Genomic DNA, 20,306 nt, shown 5'->3' on the forward strand with positions numbered 1-20,306 from the left:
GCAGGGTGAGGGGTTGGCTCAGCATATGTATGCGCCGATAGAGACCCCTCATCCGGCGCTTCGCGCCACCTTCTCCCACAAGGGGAGAAGGGAAACTCTCGAACTCCTTTTCCACACCGGCGCCAGTCGCAACGCCCTCTCCCCTTGTGGGAGAGGGCAGCACCGGCGCCCGCAACAAACCCGCCTGGGTGAGGGGTTGGCTCAGCGGACACCGTCTTTCCGCGGAGAGAGACCCCTCATCCGGCGCTTCGCGCCACCTTCTCCCACAAGGGGAGAAGGGAAGAATTACACCGGCGTGAAGAACGGCAGCGGCGCGCCGTCGGTCGGCTTGAACACCACTTTCACCTTCTGGCCGATCTCGAGCTTGTCTATGTCGCAGTCGACGATGTTGGTCTGCAGCGACGGGCCTTCCTTCAACGTGACGTAGGCGATCGCGTACGGCCCGGTGGCGGATTTGCGCATCAGGCTGAACGTATAGATCGTGGCCTCGCCGGAAGCCTCCTCCCACACCGTCTTGTCGGAAAAACAGAACGGGCAGATCGAACGCGGAAAGTAATGCGGCTCGCCGCAGGCGGTGCAGCGCTTGATCATGAACTTGCCCTGCTTGGCCGCTTCCCAGAACGCCGCGGTTTCGGGGTTGGTCACCGGCGCCGGATATTTCTTTGCTTCAGCCATCATGCACGCTCCAGAATGCAGGTTGAGGCGGCGTGGCGCACGCCCAAAAGTCCGCCGGTGCCGTGCGCGATCGCAAGATCGCAGTTTTTCACCTGCACCTTCGGATGCGCTTCGCCGCGCAGCTGCCGCACCGCCTCGATGATTTTCGTCATGCCGCCGCGGTTGACCGGATGGTTGCTGCAGAGACCGCCGCCATCGGTATTGAACGGCAATTTGCCGACGCCGGAAATCAGATTGCCGTCGGCGACGAATTTTCCGCCCTCGCCTTTCTTGCAGAAGCCGAGATCCTCGATCTGCATCAGCACCGTGATGGTAAAGCTGTCATAGATCGATGCGTATTTGATATCCTTCGGCGTCACGCCGGCTTCTTCGAACGCGCGGGGTCCCGACCAGAGGCCGGCGGAGTGCGTCAGATCGAGATCCTTGCCGCCGCGCGGTCCTTTGGTCGACTCGCCGTGCCCGATCAGGCGCACCAGCGGCTTCTTCAAGCTCCTGGCGATCTCGGGCGTGGTCACGATCAGCGCGCCGCCGCCGTCGGTGACGACGCAGCAATCCATCCGGTGCAAGGGATCGGAGATCATCGGCGAGTTCAGCACGTCCTCGACGGTGACGACGTCCTTGAGCATCGCGTGCGGATTGTATTGCGCGTGATGCGACGCCGCGACCTTGATCCAGGCGAGCTGCTCGCTGGTGGTGCCGTAGTCGTGCATATGGCGCATGGCACACATGCCGTAGGCATTGTGGGTGGTTGCGCCATAGGCCGTCTCGAAATCGGCCTCGGCGCCGGCCGCGCGCGGCGGCATCGGTCCGGTGCGCGGCTTGCCCGCCAGCGTAATCAGCGCGATCGAGCATTTACCGGCGGCGATCGCTTCCGCAGCATGGCCGAGATGGATCAGATAGGAACAGCCGCCGGTATCGGTGGAATCGAGGTGACGGACTTTGAGGCCGAGATAATCGACCATGTTCATCACGCCGCCCGCGGCGTCGCCGGCGCAGAAATAGCCGTCGATGTCGGCCTTGGTCAGCCCGGCATCTTCGATCGCGCCCTTGGCGACTTCGGCATGTAGCTGTGCGGTGGATTTATCGGGTGCGTGCCGGGTCGGATGCTCATAGATCCCGGCAATGTAGGCCTTGCCCTTGATGGTCAAATCGTTCTCCGCTGGCGTTTCTTGTCTCCCGCAGTTTTTCTGGCCTGTAAGGGCTGGCTTGGCAAGTAAGGAAATATTCCGTCTGGCGAGACGGTCGCAGATCGCTACCACCCTCCCCGGTCAAGCCCTGGTCGAGCCGGGCGATGACGTGGACGGTATGGCGCGATCGTAGAGGCCGTCATTGCGAGCGGAGCGAAGCAATCCATTTCTCCGCGTCAAGAAAGAATGGATTGCTTCGTCGCAAGAGCTTCTCGCAATGACGGTAAACACAGCTTCCCATTCTCGCGGCGCGGCGCGACGCGCCCGAGGTTTGCAAGTCATTTTCGCACCTCTCGAAAAGAGAGGGCGCAGGGAATGCCGGATGCACGCTGCACCCGCGGTCTCGTGTGCAATGTGCACAAGAAGGTGCGCACACGAGCATACAGGGCAGCGGAGGCAATCCGACATTCCCTGCGCAATGGCTTTACGGCTTATGCCGCGCTCTCCCCGGCGACGAATTCGTCTTGTCACCGTCGTCGGCGGATTGAAGGTTTCGTACGCGCCCGGTTGGGCTCGAAAAACCTCCGCCGACTTGACACCAGCAACGGGTGCCAGGACCACACGGTTTTGCCGTACGCAACAACGTCGCTCGTCCGGCGCGGATCGATCGCTCACAGCCCCAAGACAAAGCTTAAGGCCGCCCTGCGATCTCTCTCGCGCGCAACGCCATCGCGTCCACCGCAGCCCGCACTCCACGTATCGTGACGACGCGTACGCCCCTCTTCGATGAGGCGGGATGGCGCGAAGAGGACATCATTTTCGGAAAAGGAAAAGCGGATTATTTTTTGCGGCAGGTCTGGACGACCCAAATCACGTTGAATCGGTTGGTGAAATTCGTTTCTGCGCGCATGGCATTTTGAGGGTGTTTTGGACGCACTACCGCGCAGTCGCGAGCCAAAACGCTCTCTGATTTGCCCGTCGGGCAAAACGGTCGCGGCAGACGTTACTCCGGCAAGTGGACTGCAGGCGTTTCGTCTGAACTGTTAAGCCCGCAACACTGAATGATTCATGGACTCGCTCCCGCCACCAGCGGCGGATAGGTCACGGTGTCTCCCGGCCCGGGCCGGGCCCCCGGCGTCAGGCTCGCTATTGCGACCTTGCCCGGTCCAAGAATATGAAACACCTGCTCGCCACCAACGAGCAGATAGTCCGCGATGATCCGACGATGGCACCGCCACCACACCGTCTCCGCGCACATCATGGCGCAGCGCTGCACGCGGCCGAGATCGCGGAGCCGGGCGAGGCCGGAGCGAAAAGTGCCGCTCAGCGCATAGTCGGCGTAGTTGTGAAAACTCTGATTCTGCCAGAAGGCATTGACCTCAGGCGCAACATCCTTTGCGCGTGCGCGGAGGCCTCCGAGTTCGGCGACATGCTCATATGCGATCTGAAATGCCGACAATGACTCGGGAAGTTTTTCGCCATTGTATTGCGGATTTGTCCGCGAGCGCGGAACAGTGCGCACATCGACGACGATGCCGATCTCCGAGGCAGTGAGCAAGTCGATAAATTCGCCGATCGGGCGCGTGGAATGGCCAATGGTGAAAAACGGAAACTTCGCGCCGGCCGCCGTGCTTTCGAATTCACGCCGGGCCATCAGCCGAGCCGCCTCAACACGCCGGCCTTGTGCAAGGCGACGTGATCGGTCTTGTCGCTCTTGATTTCATACTGCGGATCATCCGGCGTAGCACGGTGGATGTGGCCTTTATAATTGACGGCCCGTTTGTGCACTTTGACGATCCTTCCGCGCACACGTCCGGCTTCCGAATTCCAGCTCACGTGATCGCCAACCTTGAACGTTTTGGCCATGGCCGGGTCCTGGTCCCTTATGGAAAGTCTACGCGCGATGCCAAGCGCGCGTCTGTATGAGGCGGGATGATGCGAAGAGGATACCAATTTCGGAAAAGGAAAAGCGGATTATTTTTCGCGGCGCATCTGGACGACCCAAATCAAGTTGAATCGGCTGGTGAAATTCGTCTCTGCGCGCATGGCATTTTGCGAGGTTTTCGGACGCACGGCCGCGCGGTTGCGGGCCAAAACACTCGCTGATTTGCGCGTCGGGCAATCGTTCGACGGCAGACGCGAGCAAGGTCGATGTCTTCAATAACAAAACCCGGACAACAGTATTTCCGAAACTAGCCCCACTCTAACCGCACATATCCCGGACATCACAAAACCGACGCGAATGGCCCGTGCCGGACATCGCGGCAATCCAAGCTCTTCGAGCGTGTTGTGTGAGAGCGAGCGATACCTTTCGAGGGTAGGACACGCGGCGAGAATTCTGGGTATCATTGGCACTGCGGTAGCCTGGCAATTCAATGGGATGAGGCGTTCACGGTGGTTACTCGCGCTTCTCCTGGCCTTTCAAGGCTTCCAGAAGTTCTTCGGCCAAGAAGGGCTTGATCAGGACAGAGACACCTTGCGCAGAAATCGAGTCCACCGTTTGCGATCTGGTGTCGCCGGTCATCACGGCGGCCGGTACGTTCCGGCCAAGGGCGGCGCGCAGGTGCCCAATGGTCTCGATACCATCCGGTGAGCCACGTAGGTTGTAGTCACACAGCAGCACATCCGGGCGCAGGCCCTGCTCTCTGACCAGTTTCAAAGCTTCCGTCGCCGTTGCAACAATGGTGGCCTTAACCCCTCTCATCTTCAACAGTCTCCCGAGCGCCGAGCGCACGGACGCCTCGTCCTCGATCGCGAGAACGCTGCCCAGGAAGGCATCATTGTGAGGATGCACCGGCGGCGCTGTTTCCGGCACCTTGACACCGGATCGACCGCGCGGAACCTCAACGAAAAACCGTGTACCCTTGCCAGAGGTTGAGCGCACCTCGACCCTGTGATCCAGAACTTCTCCGAGCCGCTTCACGATCGCAAGGCCCAACCCAACGCCGCCCCGTTCCGCGCTGCCGCTCCCCTGATAGTACTCATCGAATATTTGTGGGAGCTGGTCTTCGGTGATACCGACGCCACTGTCCCAGACTTCAATGCGAACATTGTCGCCGGCTCGCCGGCATCCAAGCAGAATTCGTCCTCTGTCAGTGTATCGGACCGCATTCGACAACAGGTTGCGGATCATTTCCGCGAGCATGCGCCTGTCGCTGCGGATGATGAGCTCGGAACGGACGATGCACAGTCGGAGCCCTCTTTCCTGCACAAGGACGACGAAGTCTCCAGCGAGCGGCTCGAAGATCTCGTTCAGCGAAAACTCGCTCACGGATGGACGCAGGTCTCCGGATTCCAGCCTGTTCACGTCGAGCAGGCTCGATAGGATGCTGGTCATAGTGTCCAGCGACTGCCCGATTCCTGCGACAAGTTTGCGTGCCTCGCCGCTTGGGTGGTGCGGCTCAAGCGCTGCCTGCAGGAATTTCAGGGTCTGCAATGGCTGTCGCAAGTCATGGCTTGCGGCGGCCAGAAAGCTCGATTTGGCGCGATCGGCCATTTCTGCTGTTTTCCACGCGAGCAAAAGCTCGTCATCGAAGCGTTTGCGCTCGGTAACATCCGTAGTGAGCCCACTGATGCGCGTAGGCTTTCCGGCAGAATCGAACTGGACGATCGCAATCTGTTCCAGCCAGACTTCACCACCATCCGGCCGACGGCAGCGGAATGCGATCGAATGCGAGGGCCGGTCCGGACGAGCATCGTCGAGGCAGGATGCCACCCGCGGCTGGTCTTCAGGATGTATATGTTTTAGCCATTCAGTCCCGCGGAGAACCTGTTGCGAGTTCAGACCGAGGATCTCAGTTGCATTTTGGCTGAACCGTACTTCGTCGGCAGACACGTCCCAATCGAAGGTTATAACGCTGCCGGCCCGCAGCGCCTCCTGTAATCGGGCCTCCCTCTCCAGAAGGGCGCTTTCGTGAAGCCTCCGCTCGCTAAACAAGGCCGCAAGAACCAGGGCGCCTAGTGAGATCGCCAGGATGGTAGCTTGGGCCCCCAGCACACGCTCTTCGATCGACAGCTGCAAATCCCCGAAAACGCCGATTGCGAAGATTGTCGTCCAGACAATCGTGATCGCAATGATGAACGTGGCAACCGCGGTGAACGCTGAACGAAGTCGAGATGCGATCCAGAGCAGAAGGGGGCAGAGCGCGCCAATCGCCAGCTCTGCGGTCCAGGGCTCATTGGGCAAGAAAACCAGCAACGCACATACAAGGGACACCACAGCAAGCGCCAAGACACCTTCCGCGATCTCGCGCCGCGGCGGGAGGTTGCGCGTCAACGACGCCAGCCCAATCGCGAGCGGCGCCACCACAATGGTCCCGAGCCCGTCAGATGAGAACCAGTGCAGCCAGATCACCAGCGGGGACGCGGCCGACCCCTGAAACAGTACAAAGCCTGCCGTACCCGCAATGCCGGAGAGGCTCGTTCCAACAACGGTCGCGGCAAATAGTGCCAGCACCCTTCGCAGTTCGTTCAACTCGAATGGAGAGCCACAAAAGCGGTGGATCAGGCCTGCGACGATGACGGCCTCACCCGCGTTCGCGACGGCAGAGAACACCGAGTTCCAGATATTGCGATCGCCCAGCGAATTGGCCGCGATCGTTGCAGCTACCACCCCGACGACGACAGGCCACCGCGCCGCAGAACCAAGGGCGATCAAAATCCCTGAAGCCACTCCCGCAGCGGGCCAGAATACGGCAACACCATCGACCGGCGCCAGCAATGCAAGGCTCAGCCGCGCAGCAAAAAAATACGCCAGTGCCACTCCGACGGTCGAAATAACGTTTACCCCGCTTGCGAGCGGGTGGCGACCCAAAACGACCGTCTGTTTTGCGGCAGTGCCCAACGTCGCCTCCGCTCGTCTGGGCCAAAATCCCCGACGCACAAAGCCTTGCACCATCGCCGCGAACATCGCTGATGCGGCAGCTCTAGCGACTATAGGCCCGCATTTCCGCTCAAGCCACCATGTTGCGATGCATTAGTCTCCGTGTGGCACATCGCGACTTCTCGCTGCGATGCAACGATTCGTTGGCTATCGGGCGCAAAGCAGACTCGCGCAGCCAACCTGATCGGCGCACTCATGGGCTCAGGGCATTGTAGGGAGGGCAAAGCGACTTGTCCGCCGTAGCTCAACGAGCGAAGGCGGAAGCGTGCCCACCATCAAGATAACGGCCGTCGAGAGATGGTGGGCACGGCGCAAACGCGCCTTTGCCAACCCTACAGCGGCGCTCCCTACTCCGCCGCGATCTGCCGCGGCGCGGGCGGCGGGTTGACGAGGTCGGCGGCGAGTTGCGCGTAGCGCGCCTTGGCGTCCTGCACTGCCTTCTCCTTCACCGGCCCGTAGCCTCTGATGCGGTCGGGCAGCGACAGGATTTCGATCGCGGTATCCTGCGTCAGCGGCGACAACAGGCCGAGTACGGTGGCGACATCCTTTTCGTAACCCGTGATCAGATCGCGCTCGAGCTTGCGGTCGGCGGTCTGGCCGAAGATATCGAACGCCGTGCCGCGCAGGCCACGCATCTTCGCCAGTATTCTGAATGCCGACATCATCCACGGACCGAAGGCGCGCTTGCCCGGACGCCCCAGGGCGTCGACGCCGCGCGACAGGAACGGCGGCGCGAGGTTGAAGCTGAACTTGAAGTCGCCCTCGAACTGGTCGCGAAGCTGTTTTTCGAAACGGCCGTCGGTGTAGAGCCGCGCCACTTCGTATTCGTCCTTGTAGGCGAGCAGTTTTGCGTAGTTGATCGCCACCGCGCGCGGCAATGCCTCGCCATAGCCGCCGCTCGTTGCGGCGTCGCGCACCTGCGTCACCAGCTTGCGGTAACGCTCGGCAAGCCCCGCGTTCTGGTAATCCGTCAGCAACGCGCTGCGATGGGCGATGATCTCGTCCAGCGACATCGCATCCAGCGTCTTCGGCGCCACCGTCTCGTCCTGGTCCTTCATCATCGCGATCAGGCGCGCCGGATCAGCCGCGGCCAGACGCCCGAGTTGGAACGCCTGGATGTTCAACTTGATCGCGACGCCATTGACCTCGATCGCCTGCTCGATCGCCGCGGCCGACAGCGGCAGCAGGCCTTTTTGATAGGCAAAACCCATCATCATCATGTTGGTGGCGATGGAATCGCCGAGCAGGACTTCGGCGGGTTTGGTGAAATCGAAGAACGACGAGTCCTTGCGCAACGCGGTTTCCAGCACGCTGTTGACCTGGCGTGCCATAAAATTGAAATCGCGGTTGAGGATGAAGTCGGCGATCGGGATGAGGTGGGTATTGATGACGCCGGTGGTGCGGCTGGATTCGCAGAGCGTGATGGTTTCCTTGGCGGCCGCCACCACTTCGTCGGCGGCAAGCACGAGATCGGCGGTACCGGTGACGATGCGCGAACAGGTGACGTCGGCAGTGTGTTCGGACAGCCGGACGTGGCTCAGCACCGCGCCGCCCTTCTGCGCGAGGCCGGACATGTCCAGGATCATGCTGGCCTTGCCCTCGATATGCGCGGCCATGCCGAGCAGCGCGCCGATCGTGAGCACACCGGTGCCGCCGACGCCGCCGACGGCGACGTTATAGGGCCGCTCCAGCGTGGGCCTCGAAGCGGGTTCGGGCAGATCGCCGATATCGCCGACCCCGGCCGGCACGCGGCGGCGCAGCTTGCCGCCATCGACCGTGACGAAGGACGGGCAAAAGCCCTTCAGGCAGGAATAGTCCTTGTTGCAGGTCGACTGGTTGATGGCGCGCTTGCGTCCCATCTCGGTTTCCAGCGGCTCGACCGAAATGCAGTTCGATTGCACCGAGCAGTCGCCGCAGCCTTCGCACACCGCGGGATTGATCAGGACGCGGCGCGCCGGATCCTCCATCGTGCCGCGTTTGCGGCGGCGGCGCTTTTCGGCGGCACAGGTCTGCACGAACACGATCGCGGACGCGCCCTTCACCTTGCGCAGTGTTTTCTGAACCGTGTCGAGTTCGTCGCGATGCGCGGTCTTGACGCCGGGCGCGATCTCGTTCGCGGGATAGGCGTCGGGATTTTCCGAAACCAGATAGATGTCGCGGATGCCTTCCGAGTGAAGCTGGAAGGTGATCTGCTGCGGCGACAATTCGCCGTCGACATGCTGGCCGCCGGTCATCGCGGTGGCGTCGTTATAGAGGATCTTGTAGGTGATGTTGGCGCCGGAGGCGATCGCCTGACGGATCGCAAGGCTGCCGGAGTGAAAGTAAGTGCCGTCGCCGAGATTGGCGAATACGTGCTCTTCCTTTGTGAAGGGTGCGACGCCGACCCACGGCACGCCCTCGCCGCCCATATGGGTAAAGGTCTCGGTCGAGCGGTCCATCCACAGCGCCATGAAGTGGCAGCCGATGCCGGCAAAGGCGCGGCTGCCTTCCGGGACCTTTGTCGACGTGTTGTGCGGGCAGCCCGAGCAGAAATACGGCGTGCGGGTGATCGGGGCGACGGCCTGCATCTGGCTGGCCTGGCGGCCGTTGAACCAGTCGGCCTTGGCGCGCAGCATGGCTGCGATTTCGGGGTTGAGATTAAGTCGAAGCAGGCGCTCGGTCAGCGAGCTTGCCAATGATGCGACGCTGAGCTCTTCCGCGAACGGCAGGAAGCGCTCGTCGTGATCGTCCATCTTGCCGATGATGCGGGGACGGACATCGTCGCGCCAGTTGAACAGTTCCTGCTTGACCTGGTTTTCGACGATCTCGCGGCGCTCTTCGATGATGAAGATTTCCTCGAGCCCGACCGCGAATTGCCTGACCCCTTCCGGCTCCAGCGGCCAGGGCATGCCGATCTTGTACAGCCGAAGCCCGATCTTGGCGGCGATTTCCGGCGTCACGCCGAGTTCGCGCAGCGCCTGACGGATATCCTCATAGCTCTTGCCGGATGCCATGATGCCGAAGCGGGCATTCGGCGAATCCATGGTGACGCGGTTGACCTTGTTGGCGCGGGCAAAGGCGATTGCGGCAAAGCCCTTGTAGTCCTGTAAGCGCCGGTCCTGGGCATAGCGGTCGTCCGGCCAGCGCAGGTTAAGTCCATCCGGCGGCATCTCGAAATCGGTCGGGATGATGAAGGGCGTCATCTCGTCGGTGAGGTCGATCTCGGCGGTGGTCTCCACCGTCTCGGTAATCACCTTCATGCCGACCCAGCAACCTGAGTAACGCGACATCGCAATCCCCAGCAGGCCCATCTCGATCATTTCATGGATGCTGGAGGGATAGAGATAGGGCATCAGCGCGGAGATGAAGGCGTGGTCCGACTGATGCGGGACGGTGGAGGATTTGGCGCCGTGGTCGTCGCCGGCCAGACACAGCACGCCGCCGTTTTTCGCTGATCCCGCCGCGTTGCCGTGGCGGAAGACGTCGCCGCAGCGGTCGACGCCGGGGCCCTTGCCGTACCAGATGCCGACCACGCCATCATGTTTGGCGCCGGGCGACAGATTGAGCTGCTGCGAGCCCCAGATCGCGGTGGCCGCGAGATCCTCGTTCACGCCGGGCTGAAACTTGATGTTGTATTGCTCGAGGTGCTTTCGGGCGGCGAACAGCTGCTGGTCGTAGCCGCCGAGCGGGGAGCCGCGATAGCCGGAAATGAAGCCCGCGGTATTGAGCCCGGCGGCCCGGTCGCGGCGGATTTGCGCCATCGGCAGGCGGACCAGCGCCTGAATGCCGGTCAGGAAGATGTGGCCGGTCCCTTGGGTGTATTTCTGGTCGAGACTGATCAGACCCTGGTTGATTCCCATTCCGCCCTCTTAAAGTGCGTGTAAGCCTTGGTCGCAACGACTGTTTTTAGCTAGTCATCTGAACTTGTTAGAACCAGTCTATGTCGGATTTTTCCTCTCGCGCACTACAATTCTGGGCAAACGAGCCCCGCTTTCTAAGTTCGCAATTTCGTGTTGGGAATAACCGCCGCCTTTTTCGGTTTGTGTCGTCCGGGAGCCCCGGCGCGAAATGGCGTGGCGTGGGCATCACGCTCGCTTTCACGCTATAACGCCTTGGAAGGTCAATCGGTGCAGGGACGACAGCAGATCATGCGGGCGATTCTCGTTTGTTTCCTCTTGTGCACTGCGTTCGTCTCCGGCGAAGGCCGCGCCGAGCCCTCGGCCGAGGTCATTGCCCGCGGCAAGGCGCTGACGGTCGCCGGCGATTGCGCGAGCTGCCATACCGCCGATCCCGCAAAACCGTTCGCCGGCGGAAAACGGATCGATACGCCGTTTGGCGGGATCTATTCGCCCAACCTGACCCCGGACCGCGATACCGGCATCGGGGCCTGGAGTGACGAGGAGTTCTATCGCGCGCTGCGCTACGGCGTCGCCCGCGACGGCTCGCGCTACTACCCCGCCTTTCCCTATCCCAACTTCAGCAAGCTGATCCGCGACGACATTTTGGCGATCCGCGCCTATCTCGCGACGCTGACGCCGGTTCGCAATACGCCGAAGCCGTCAGAACTGCGCTGGCCGCTGAACTACCGGATCGTGATGCGCGGCTGGGATCTGCTGTTCTTCAAGCCCGGAATATTGATGCCGGACCAGTCGAAGAGCGCGGCGTGGAATCGCGGTCGTTATCTCGTCGAGGGCGCGGGCCATTGCGGCGCCTGCCATACGCCGAAGAACATGCTGGGAGCCGACAAACGCGGCCAGCCATTCGCCGGTGGACAGGTCGGCGGCATGTTCGCGCCGCGGCTCGACGGCGCCGAACGCAGCGGCCTGAAATCGTGGAGCGCCGACGATATTGCCGAATATCTGCAGAGCGGCCGCAACGGCCGCAGCCATGCCGGCGAATTGATGTCGGAGGTCGTACTCAATTCAACCTCCAGGATGAGCGATGCGGATGTCAGGGCGATCGCCGTTTACCTCAAGGATTTGCCCGCAGGGCCGCCGGAGCCTGCCGTGTCGCCGCCCCCGCCGGCGCAAATGGCTGACGGCGAGAAGCTCTACCGGGGCGCCTGCGTCGCCTGCCATGAGCTCGATGGGTCCAGCGCGCCGCGGATCTATCCGCCGCTGCCGGGCAACGCCAATCTGCAGTCGGCCGATCCCTTGAGCACGTTGCGCGTCATCCTCGATGGCGCACAAAGCATCACGACGCCGCGTGCGCCGAACACCGGATCGATGCCGGCCTATGCCGCGAAATGGTCGGACCAGGAGATCGCCGATGTCACCACATACATCCGCAATTCCTGGGGCAACGCGGCGCCGGCGGTGACACCGGATCAGGTCGCGAAAGCGCGCAAGGCAAAATGACCGTTAGCGCTGGTCCCCGCGGAAGACGAATTTCGGCATCTCCCATTTGTAGCGGATCGCCAGCAGACGAAACGTCAGGCCGAGCACGAAGGTCAGCACGGTCCAGACCTGGTCATTCAGCTTCAGCCCGAACGCGGTGGCGTAGAACAGCCCGGTGACGACGGAGACGCTGGCGTAGAGTTCGGAGCGGAACAGCAGCGGCACGTCGTTGCAGAGGATGTCGCGCAGCACGCCGCCGGCGCAGCCGGTGATCATCCCCGCCACCACCACGATCACCAGCGGCAAGGAGGCGTCGACCTGCCAGGCCACGTCGCAACCGGCCATGGTGAAGATCACCAGACCGATGGCGTCGAGCACGAGGAACGCCGCGTACAGCCGATGCACCAGACGGGCGATCAGGATGGTCGCCAGCGCCGCCCCCGCCGCCAGCAGCAGGAACGACGGGTGCTGCACCCAGACCAGCGGATAATGCCCGAGCAGGACGTCGCGGATGGTGCCGCCGCCGAGCGCGGTAATGCAGCCGAGCATGCAGACGCCCGCCCAGTCCATGCTGCGCTTGCCGGCGGCCAATGCCGCCGTCATCGCCTGGGCTGCGACCGCCACGAACGACAGGATTTGCAGAACCGAATCGGTCGGCGGCAGGGTCCACATCGAGAAACCTCTTGGAACGGGTTGGAACTTGGAAGTGATTCCGGGTTCCATCCGGCACAGGTTGCAAGATTACCCGGAACCTCCGTCCGCGCCAGCCATTGTCTCCCGCGATTAGTTTTGGGGCGCTAACGGAGGAACCTATCCATGGCCTACCAACCGAACGATCCCTACCGCACCGGTTTGACCGATGACGAAATCCGCCGTCAGGCGCGTCTCAACAGTCTCGACAATGAGATCCAGCCCGATCCGGAACTCTCCGAAGGTCCGGCCGGCAGCGCCAAGGTCGCGTTGTTCGCGCTCGCCATCGCCGTGGTGCTGGGCGCCGTGTTCTATGGGCTGAACAACAGCAGCATCAACCAGGCCGGCACCACGCCGGCTACCCAGACCGCGCAGACCCAGCCTGCCAATCCCCCCGCAGCCCCTCCCGGCATGCGTGACGTGACACCCCGTGCCAACAACCAGTCCGGCATGACCACCGGTGCGGCTCCGGCACGTCCGGCAACGCCGCCGGCCAGCACGGATATGAACAAGACCGCCAATCCGCCGGCGGATAACGCACCGGCCAGCAAGTAACGCCTGGCGCATCAATCCGACACCACGCCGCGGGCATTGATCTGCCCGCGGCGTTTTGCTTTTTTCGTTACTTGAACATCTTGTTCAATTCGCTGCCGGGATAACCGTTGGCAAGCTCGCCAAACGTGCCCTGCTCCGCCATCTCGCGCGCGGCCTTCATGAAGCCGCCCCAGGCCGAGCGCGCCAGCGACCCGCCGACGCTGATGCGGCGCACGCCGAGATCGGCGGCCTCTTTCAGCGACAGACCGGACGCGCCGATCAGGAGATTGACCGGCTTCGGATGCACCGCTTTCACCACGGCTGCGATCTGCTCCCGTGTCTTGATGCCCGGCGCATAAAGGCAATCGGCGCCCGCGTCCGAGTAGGCCTTGAGTCGGTCGATCACCAGGTTCAGATCGGTTACGCCCCACAGAAAACCTTCGCAGCGGCCGGTCAGCAGCACGCCGCTGTGGTCGGCATCGATCGCCCTGCGCGCGGCCTTGATGCGCTCGACCGCCAGCCTGGATTCATAGAGCGGATTTGCGGCATCGCCGGTGGAATCCTCGATCGACAGCCCGGCAACGCCGGTCTTCACGCCGCGCGCGACGTTGGCGCCGACCTTTTCCGGCTCGACGGCAAAGCCGCCTTCGAAATCCGCATTCACGGGCAGATCGACCGCCGCGCAGAGCGCGGCGAGATGCTCGCAGACCTCATCGACGGTGACGCGGTTGTCGGCCTTGGCGATGGTCCAGGCAAAGCCCGCGCTGGTGGAGGCAAGCGCCTTGAAGCCGAGATGCTGCAGCGCGCGGGCGCTGCCGGCGTCGAATGGATTGGGAATGATGAAGCATCCGCTCTCGTGCATCTTCTTGAACGTGGCGCGCTTGTCCGCGGTCGTAACCGGCATGGTTTCTCTCCCTGATATCTGGCTGGCAAAGATAGATGTGCCCGCCTGGCGGCGCTAGTGCGCCTCGTGAACGGCGCGGCTGTCTGTTGGCGCCTGCGCACGATCGGTCATGCCGTAGTCGCGGATCACGCCGGCAATGCGCAGCCGGTAGTCTTGGAAGATTTTTGCGCGGCCCATGCCTTGCGTCTTGCGATGCTGCGGAATGTTGCGCCATGCCTCCACCGCGGCTTCATCGCGGAAGAACGACAGCGACAGGATCTTGCCCTTCTCGGTCAGGCTCTCGAACCGTTCGATCGAGATGAAACCGTCGATCGTCTCGAGAATCGGCCGCAGCTCGGCTGCGAGATCCAGATATTGCTGTTTGTGTTCCGGCTTCGGCCAGACTTCGAAGATCACCGCAATCATTCAACTCTCCCTGACGTGATTCCGACCCTTATAGCGCAACCTGCCGCAAAAAGGTTCGCTCTTCGGCGAGGATGAACTTGTTCTCCTCGGCGAAATTGAAATTGGCCATGCCCTCCTTATCGGCGCGCAGTCGCGCGCGATAGGCCTCGTACGCCGCCAGACTCTCGAACGAGATCAGCGCGAACGCAATGTTGTTGGTGCCCTCATGCGGCATCCAGTAGCCCAGGAGGTCGCCGCCGCATTTCGGAATGATGGTGAGCCAGCGCTTCGAATATTCCTCGAACAGCGCGCGCTTGAACGGATCGAGCTGGTAACGGATGAAAACGGTGATGGTCACGGGAATCTCCTTGTTTGCCGTCATTGCGAGCCACCGGGTCGCGCGAATGCGCGCCCGATGACAGGCTCCGCGAAGCAATCCATTGTTCCGAGGAAAGAAAGAATGGATTGCTTCGTCGCTTCGCTCCTCGCAATGACGGAGCCAAGCTGATGACGGAGCCAAGCTTCGAGTCCGAGAATATCCGCTTGATTGACGTCAATGCTTCGGCTATCATCGAACTATGAAAGCTGGCCCCGATATCGCCATGGTCGCTTCCCTGGTCGGCGACCCCGCGCGTTCCAACATGCTGACCGCGCTGATGACCGGCCGCGCGCTGACCGCGAGCGAGCTCGCGCAGGAAGCCGGCATCACGCCGCAGACCGCAAGCTCGCATCTTGCGAAGCTCGAGGCCGGCGGCCTGATCGAGCCTGAGAAACAGGGCCGCCACCGCTATTACCGCCTCACCGGCCCCGACGTCGCCGGCGTGCTCGAAGGCCTCGCCGGCCTTGCCACCCGCGCCGGCCATATGCGCGTGCGCACCGGGCCAAAGGATCCGGCGCTGCGGCGGGCGCGGATTTGCTACGATCATCTGGCCGGCGATCTCGGCGTGCAGATGCTCGACAGCCTGAAGAAGCAGCGGCTGGTGCGCGAAACCAAGCAGGCGATCGAGCTCACCAGCGAGGGCAAGCGGTTCATGGCAACCGCCTTGCAGATCGACGCCGACACGCTGGCCCACCCGCGCCGTCCGGTGTGCAAGGCCTGCCTCGACTGGAGCGAGCGGCGGCATCATCTGGCCGGCACGCTGGGCGCAGCGATGATGTCGCGATTCACGGAACTCAAATGGGCCGAGCGCGACTCCGCACAGGGCAGCCGCGTCGTCAACTTTTCGCGAACTGGCGAAAAGCGGTTTGCAGCGCTGTTCGGAAACGGCGAATAGAGTTAGCCACTCCTGATCGTCGCCATGCCCGGCCAAAAGCGCGAAGCGCGTCTTCGCGCCAGATGTGCCGGGCATCCACATCTTTCGGTATGTCGGCAAGCAAAGACGTGGATGGCCGGGACAAGCCCGGCCATGACGGAAAAACTGTCTTCCGGAGCTTTCGATGAAATATCTGTTCGCCACAGCGCTGTTCGGCGCCCTGCTCGCCTATTCCTTCACCCCCGCCTGCGCCGCCGAGCGCGAGCCCTACGGCATCGGGCTCGAAGGCTTCGCCTATCCCTACCCCGTCAGCATGCTGCCGCTGGTAAATGACGGCGACCAGGTGCGGATGGCGTATATGGATGTAGCACCGGCGCAGCCGAACGGGCGCACCGTGGTGCTGCTGCACGGCCGCAATTTCCCGTCGAGCTATTGGGCGCCCGTGATCAAGACGCTGACCGACGCCGGCTACCGCGTGGTGGTGCCGGACCAGATCGGTTTCGGCAAATCCTCCAAGCCGATGGGCGACCTGCATTTCGACACGCTGGCGCGCAACACCGTCACGCTGCTCGATCATCTGCAGATCGCCAAAGCCGACATCGTCGCGCATTCGCTCGGCGGCATGCTCGGCGTCCGCATCGCCCGCGCCTATCCCGACCGGGTCAACCATCTCGTGCTGACCGCGCCGATCGGGCTGGAGGATTACCGGCTCTACGTGCCGCCGACGCCAACCGAAAAAATCCTGGAGAACGAGGACAAGCTCACGGCCGACGGCTATCGCAAGCAGCTCGAGACCAACTATGCGCTCAAGCTGCCGCCCGACCAGGTGACGCCGTTCATCGATGCGCGCTTCAACATCAAGGGCAGCGCCGAATATCCGCGCTGGCTGCGCGCCTTCGTCGCCTCCGCGCAACTGATCTACCGCGAGCCGGTGGCGCACGAAATCCCGCTCATCACGCAGCCGACGCTGTTCATCATGGGCGCCGACGATCACAACGCGCCGGGCCGGCCCAATGCACCGGAAGCGCTGCGCGCGAAGATGGGCCAGAACGCCGAACTCGCCAAAGCGTTCGCGGCGAAAATGCCCAACGGCCGCGCCGAGGTGATCCCGGATACCGGCCATCTGGTGTTTCTCGAAGCGCCCGCGAAATACAACGAACTGCTGCTCGGCTTTCTCGCCGCCCGCTAGCGCAGCCGAACAGGCATTTGGATCCAACGCGTTCATGCCGTATTCAGTTCAGTGCCGTTAGCCTGACCATGTTTCGAGGATGGCACAGCTCATCGAATCCGCTCTGAGCGCCGCATCCGACGCAAGGCAAGAACCCCGCTCACGCGGGGTTTTTTGTTTGACTGAAAGAGACAGGGGCCGCGACGCGGCCCCTGCCCTGCAGAACTCACCAGCCGTTCCGGAAGCAGTGGCGGCCGAACGGGCCGGAATGCTAGCCGGGCGGGCAATTATACATCGGACGGCATCCACCATAGGGACGCCCTTTACCAGTAGCGGCGGTGCCAGTGATGGCGATGCCAGCGGTGGTGCCAGCCCCAATGCCTGTGGTGGTGCCAACCCCAGTGGCGGCGGTGCCAGCCCCAATGATGGCCATGCCCGTGATGACCCCAGCGCACTTGCTGCGGCTGGAGACGATCGACTTCGCTTTCATTGGTGACGGCAGGATGGGGATCTTGATGGGCGGAAAACCGTCCGTCCGTGCCCAGCGGCTGCGGCGCCAGCGGCGCGGCCTGGGCGGCGGCGGCCGCCGCCGCAGCGCCCGCAACGACGCCTAAAGCAATCTTCAAAAAGTCCCGGCGTTCCATGACATCTTCCTCTTCCTGGGATGGCGGGTGATGCGAACGGATTTTCGCCGCTCCGATATGAACGCTCGCTGAATTGTTTATTCAGGAAACGCGAATCTCGCTTCGCATCCTTGCTGCCGCCCGCCACAGCAGGCTGTCACGATGCTATGGTGATATCATCCGCGCATCCCGACATCGAGGTGACCATGCTTTTTCGCCGACGTTCCGCCACTCTCGCCGCGTTCTGGGCGCTCGCCTTGACGGCCACCGCCGCGGCGCAAAGCATCCCGCTGCCGCGCGAGGCGCAAATCGGCCCCCGTCCGTTCTATCTCGTCGACAAGATGAAGGACGGGCCGCTGAAAACGCAGCTCAGCCAGTGCACCGGGCCGTTCCACAAGACCGATTTTTCCTTCGGCCATCGCGGCGCGGCAATGCAGTTTCCCGAGCACAGCCGGGAGTCGTACATGGCCGCGGCGCGCATGGGCGCCGGCGTGATCGAATGCGACGTCACCTTCACCAAAGACAAGCAACTGGTGTGCCGACATTCGCAATGCGACCTGCATACCACCACCAACATCCTGTCGGTGCCGGCGCTATCAGCGAAATGCGCGCAAGGTTTCAGCCCGGCCGATCCCGCCACCGGAAAGAAGGCGTCCGCAAAATGCTGCACCAGCGACATTACGCTGGCCGAATTCAAGACGCTGACGGCCAAGATGGACGGCTTCAATCCGGGCGCGACGACAATTGCCGACTACCTGAACGGCACGCCGCGCTGGCGCACCGACCTCTACAGCAACTCCGGGACCGTGATGACGCATGACGAGAGCATCGCGCTGATCAGGAGCCTCGGCGCCAAATTCACGCCGGAACTGAAGGCGCCGGAAGTGCCGATGCCGTTCGACGGCGACTACACCCAGGAAAAATACGCCAGCCAGATGCTGCAGGCCTACAAGCAGGCGGGCATTCCGGCGAGCGACGTGTTCGCCCAGAGCTTTAACCTCGGTGACATCCTGTTCTGGGGCAAGACCGAGCCCGCGTTCGCAGCCCAGGCGGTGTATCTGGAAGATCGCTACGAGAAGCGCGGCCTCGATCCCAACAAGTCCGAGACCTGGAAGCCGTCGATGGCGGAGCTGAAAGCGCAAGGCGTCAAAATCCTGGCGCCGCCGATCTGGGTGATGCTGGCGCTGAACGACAAAAAGGAAATCGTGCCGTCCGAATACGCCAAGGCCGCGAAAGCCGCCGGCCTCGACCTGATCGGCTGGTCGCTGGAGCGCGACGGCCCCTTGAACAAGGGCGGCGGCTTCTATCACTCGTCGGTCAAGGCCGCGATCGACCGCGACGGCGACATCCTGACGGTGCTCGACGTGCTTGCAAAGCAGGTCGGCGTCCGCGCCATGTTTTCCGACTGGCCGGCGACCACGACGTTCTATGCGAGTTGCATGGGAATGAAGTGACGGACGAATGGGTTTAGGTGAACGCCGAAAAATTCCTTCGTCGTCCCCGCGTTCGCCGGGACGACAAACGCAAATGTCCTCACCCCGCTCCAAACTCCTCCGCGAGCACCAGCAACTCCCGCGTCCGCGTCACATCCGGCCAGTCGCGATTGAAGTCGGCCACCAGCCGCGTCATGTCCGCGCTGTTGACGGCGCGATCGAGCGAGGCCTGGTCGGCGAACTGGTACGTCGCCTGATGCAGCGAGGGGTCGGTCAGGCTCCAAGCGCGCCATGCCTTTTCCGCGCCGAACGATTTGACGGCGTCCGGCAAATGCTCGCGGGAATACCAGGCGTCAAAGGCCGGACGTTTGGCGGGATCGGCGACGGTGGCGCGGACGACGAAGTAAGCTAAGGGCATTGGTGTTCTCCAGTTACGCATTCTCGCTCGTCATTCCGGGGCATCGCGGAGCGATGAACCCGGAATCTCGCGCGTACAATCTCCAGATTCCGGGTTCGCGCTGGCGCGCGCCCCGGAATGACAGCGCAAACGCATTGCGCAACGCCAACCCTAGACCCAGCCGCCCCGCGCCATGATTGCGGCAAAGAGCAGGATGAAGACGATGCTCAGAAGCTCGCCGTGAATGACGGCGGTGACCAGATGCAGCTTTTTCGCACTGATCGCGGGCACCTGCCCTTCCCCAATCGCCTTGCGCCATGACAGAAATTCGACGGTCGGGATGATCGACAACAACCCGATCACGATGAAGATCGAGAATTTTGTGATGAAGGCGTGGCTGTGCCAATAATAGTCCGCGCCCTTCTCGAAGAAGAACACCCGCAGCAAGCCGATCACGAGCAACGCGCCGGCGGCGATGCCGAGCGCCATGTCGGTGACCTGCAGCCGGCGCGCGGAGGAAAGCGTCAGCTCCCCGCGGATCAACGCGAATTCGATCGCGACCGCCGACACCAGCGTGAACGCACAGACATGGTGGAGGAAGGCGAACAGCGTGGACATGGCCAGAATTCCCTCGAGGCTCCGTTTTCGCGGATTGTAGGCGCGGGGGATGCAGATTCAAGGCGTGCGATTTGCCTATCGGCCGTCATTGCGAGCCACCGGGTCGCGCGAATGCGCGCCCGATGACAGGCTCCGCGAAGCAATCCATCTCGCGGCGTAAAGAAAGGGTGGATTGCTTCCGCCTTCGCTCGTTGAGCTACGGCGGACAAGTCGTCGCTTCACTCCTCGCAATGACGCTCTCACGACACACGCTTTCGCCCCCGCGGCGCAATGCGCCCGAGTCGTGGGGGATGCGATGGCGAG

18 protein-coding genes are annotated in these 20,306 nt (G+C 62.5%); 5 read left to right on the forward strand and 13 right to left on the reverse strand.

The features are described from left to right. Positions 1–285: 285 nt before the first annotated feature. From NL528_RS27525 to NL528_RS27550, 6 genes are all read right to left on the reverse strand, one after another. A complete protein-coding gene (locus NL528_RS27525) occupies positions 286–675 on the reverse strand; it encodes an OB-fold domain-containing protein (RefSeq protein ID WP_309185047.1) in 390 nt (129 codons plus the stop codon). Continuing rightward, entirely contained in the window at positions 675–1,823 is a 1,149-nt protein-coding gene (locus NL528_RS27530) for a thiolase domain-containing protein (RefSeq protein ID WP_309177582.1), read from the reverse strand. Before NL528_RS27530 ends, NL528_RS27525 begins: the two co-directional genes overlap by 1 nt. 1,045 nt (positions 1,824–2,868) lie before the next feature. Then, on the reverse strand, positions 2,869–3,456 hold the full coding sequence (locus NL528_RS27535) for a DUF488 domain-containing protein (RefSeq protein ID WP_309177583.1): 588 nt from the start codon (positions 3,454–3,456) through the stop codon (positions 2,869–2,871). After that, positions 3,456–3,668, reverse strand: coding sequence for a DUF2945 domain-containing protein (locus tag NL528_RS27540; protein ID WP_309177584.1), 213 nt, complete (start codon positions 3,666–3,668; stop codon positions 3,456–3,458). The genes NL528_RS27535 and NL528_RS27540 overlap by 1 nt, the downstream gene beginning before the upstream one ends. Positions 3,669–4,200: 532 nt before the next feature. Then, on the reverse strand, positions 4,201–6,645 hold the full coding sequence (locus tag NL528_RS27545; RefSeq protein ID WP_309177585.1) for an ATP-binding protein: 2,445 nt from the start codon (positions 6,643–6,645) through the stop codon (positions 4,201–4,203). Positions 6,646–7,031: 386 nt separating this feature from the next. After that, complete coding sequence (locus NL528_RS27550; protein ID WP_309177586.1) at positions 7,032–10,523, reverse strand: indolepyruvate ferredoxin oxidoreductase family protein; 3,492 nt, start codon at positions 10,521–10,523, stop codon at positions 7,032–7,034. Positions 10,524–10,811: 288 nt separating this feature from the next. Here NL528_RS27550 and NL528_RS27555 point away from each other — a divergent pair, with 288 nt between their 5' ends. Further along, entirely contained in the window at positions 10,812–12,020 is a 1,209-nt protein-coding gene (locus NL528_RS27555; protein ID WP_309185048.1) for a cytochrome c, read from the forward strand. A gap of 3 nt (positions 12,021–12,023) precedes the next feature. On the opposite strand, the gene NL528_RS27560 is transcribed toward NL528_RS27555, so the two are convergent. Then, positions 12,024–12,671 (reverse strand): trimeric intracellular cation channel family protein, encoded by a 648-nt coding sequence (locus tag NL528_RS27560; RefSeq protein ID WP_309177587.1) that lies wholly within the window; start codon positions 12,669–12,671, stop codon positions 12,024–12,026. 144 nt (positions 12,672–12,815) lie between these two features. Here NL528_RS27560 and NL528_RS27565 point away from each other — a divergent pair, with 144 nt between their 5' ends. After that, positions 12,816–13,244, forward strand: a complete 429-nt coding sequence (locus tag NL528_RS27565) for a hypothetical protein (protein WP_309177588.1) — start codon at positions 12,816–12,818, stop codon at positions 13,242–13,244. Positions 13,245–13,311: 67 nt separating this feature from the next. On the opposite strand, the gene NL528_RS27570 is transcribed toward NL528_RS27565, so the two are convergent. The 3 genes from NL528_RS27570 to NL528_RS27580 are packed head-to-tail and all read right to left on the reverse strand — an operon-like array spanning position 13,312 to position 14,869. Continuing rightward, positions 13,312–14,127, reverse strand: a complete 816-nt coding sequence (locus NL528_RS27570) for an isocitrate lyase/phosphoenolpyruvate mutase family protein (RefSeq protein ID WP_309177589.1) — start codon at positions 14,125–14,127, stop codon at positions 13,312–13,314. Between the two features lie 54 nt (positions 14,128–14,181). After that, positions 14,182–14,532 carry an antibiotic biosynthesis monooxygenase gene (locus NL528_RS27575; protein WP_309177590.1) on the reverse strand — a complete coding sequence of 117 codons (351 nt, stop codon included), beginning with the start codon at positions 14,530–14,532 and terminating at the stop codon, positions 14,182–14,184. Positions 14,533–14,560: 28 nt separating this feature from the next. After that, positions 14,561–14,869 (reverse strand): NIPSNAP family protein, encoded by a 309-nt coding sequence (locus tag NL528_RS27580; RefSeq protein ID WP_309177591.1) that lies wholly within the window; start codon positions 14,867–14,869, stop codon positions 14,561–14,563. Between the two features lie 220 nt (positions 14,870–15,089). Here NL528_RS27580 and NL528_RS27585 point away from each other — a divergent pair, with 220 nt between their 5' ends. Both NL528_RS27585 and NL528_RS27590 read left to right on the forward strand, forming a co-directional pair. After that, positions 15,090–15,785 carry a metalloregulator ArsR/SmtB family transcription factor gene (locus tag NL528_RS27585; protein ID WP_309177592.1) on the forward strand — a complete coding sequence of 232 codons (696 nt, stop codon included), beginning with the start codon at positions 15,090–15,092 and terminating at the stop codon, positions 15,783–15,785. A gap of 163 nt (positions 15,786–15,948) precedes the next feature. Continuing rightward, positions 15,949–16,953 carry an alpha/beta hydrolase gene (locus NL528_RS27590; protein ID WP_309177593.1) on the forward strand — a complete coding sequence of 335 codons (1,005 nt, stop codon included), beginning with the start codon at positions 15,949–15,951 and terminating at the stop codon, positions 16,951–16,953. A 302-nt stretch (positions 16,954–17,255) separates the two neighbouring features. Here the strand turns inward: NL528_RS27590 and NL528_RS27595 are convergent, their stop codons facing one another. Continuing rightward, positions 17,256–17,576 carry a twin-arginine translocation (Tat) gene (locus NL528_RS27595; protein WP_309177594.1) on the reverse strand — a complete coding sequence of 107 codons (321 nt, stop codon included), beginning with the start codon at positions 17,574–17,576 and terminating at the stop codon, positions 17,256–17,258. 185 nt (positions 17,577–17,761) lie between these two features. Between NL528_RS27595 and NL528_RS27600 the strand changes: the two genes are divergently transcribed. Further along, positions 17,762–19,009, forward strand: coding sequence for a glycerophosphodiester phosphodiesterase family protein (locus NL528_RS27600; RefSeq protein ID WP_309177595.1), 1,248 nt, complete (start codon positions 17,762–17,764; stop codon positions 19,007–19,009). A 79-nt stretch (positions 19,010–19,088) separates the two neighbouring features. Here the strand turns inward: NL528_RS27600 and NL528_RS27605 are convergent, their stop codons facing one another. Together NL528_RS27605 and NL528_RS27610 are read right to left on the reverse strand one after the other, a co-directional pair. After that, the gene (locus tag NL528_RS27605) at positions 19,089–19,406 is read right to left on the reverse strand and encodes a hypothetical protein (RefSeq protein ID WP_309177596.1); all 318 of its coding nucleotides are present in this window, start codon (positions 19,404–19,406) and stop codon (positions 19,089–19,091) included. 150 nt (positions 19,407–19,556) lie between these two features. Continuing rightward, entirely contained in the window at positions 19,557–20,003 is a 447-nt protein-coding gene (locus tag NL528_RS27610) for a DUF2214 family protein (protein ID WP_309177597.1), read from the reverse strand. Positions 20,004–20,306: the final 303 nt, after the last annotated feature.

The organism is Bradyrhizobium sp. Ash2021 (assembly GCF_031202265.1).
Taxonomy (GTDB): domain Bacteria; phylum Pseudomonadota; class Alphaproteobacteria; order Rhizobiales; family Xanthobacteraceae; genus Bradyrhizobium.

Bases quoted from the DNA above. Each gene is read 5' to 3' on its own strand.
- NL528_RS27525 (WP_309185047.1), bottom strand. From the start codon at position 675: ATGGCTGAAGCAAAGAAATATCCGGCGCCGGTGACCAACCCCGAAACC.
- NL528_RS27535 (WP_309177583.1), bottom strand. From the start codon at position 3,456: ATGGCCCGGCGTGAATTCGAAAGCACGGCGGCCGGCGCGAAGTTTCCG.
- NL528_RS27540 (WP_309177584.1), bottom strand. From the start codon at position 3,668: ATGGCCAAAACGTTCAAGGTTGGCGATCACGTGAGCTGGAATTCGGAA.
- NL528_RS27550 (WP_309177586.1), bottom strand. From the start codon at position 10,523: ATGGGAATCAACCAGGGTCTGATCAGTCTCGACCAGAAATACACCCAA.
- NL528_RS27555 (WP_309185048.1), top strand. From the start codon at position 10,812: ATGCGGGCGATTCTCGTTTGTTTCCTCTTGTGCACTGCGTTCGTCTCC.
- NL528_RS27560 (WP_309177587.1), bottom strand. From the start codon at position 12,671: ATGTGGACCCTGCCGCCGACCGATTCGGTTCTGCAAATCCTGTCGTTC.
- NL528_RS27565 (WP_309177588.1), top strand. From the start codon at position 12,816: ATGGCCTACCAACCGAACGATCCCTACCGCACCGGTTTGACCGATGAC.
- NL528_RS27570 (WP_309177589.1), bottom strand. From the start codon at position 14,127: ATGCCGGTTACGACCGCGGACAAGCGCGCCACGTTCAAGAAGATGCAC.
- NL528_RS27575 (WP_309177590.1), bottom strand. From the start codon at position 14,532: ATGATTGCGGTGATCTTCGAAGTCTGGCCGAAGCCGGAACACAAACAG.
- NL528_RS27585 (WP_309177592.1), top strand. From the start codon at position 15,090: ATGAAAGCTGGCCCCGATATCGCCATGGTCGCTTCCCTGGTCGGCGAC.
- NL528_RS27590 (WP_309177593.1), top strand. From the start codon at position 15,949: ATGAAATATCTGTTCGCCACAGCGCTGTTCGGCGCCCTGCTCGCCTAT.
- NL528_RS27595 (WP_309177594.1), bottom strand. From the start codon at position 17,576: ATGGAACGCCGGGACTTTTTGAAGATTGCTTTAGGCGTCGTTGCGGGC.
- NL528_RS27600 (WP_309177595.1), top strand. From the start codon at position 17,762: ATGCTTTTTCGCCGACGTTCCGCCACTCTCGCCGCGTTCTGGGCGCTC.
- NL528_RS27605 (WP_309177596.1), bottom strand. From the start codon at position 19,406: ATGCCCTTAGCTTACTTCGTCGTCCGCGCCACCGTCGCCGATCCCGCC.
- NL528_RS27610 (WP_309177597.1), bottom strand. From the start codon at position 20,003: ATGTCCACGCTGTTCGCCTTCCTCCACCATGTCTGTGCGTTCACGCTG.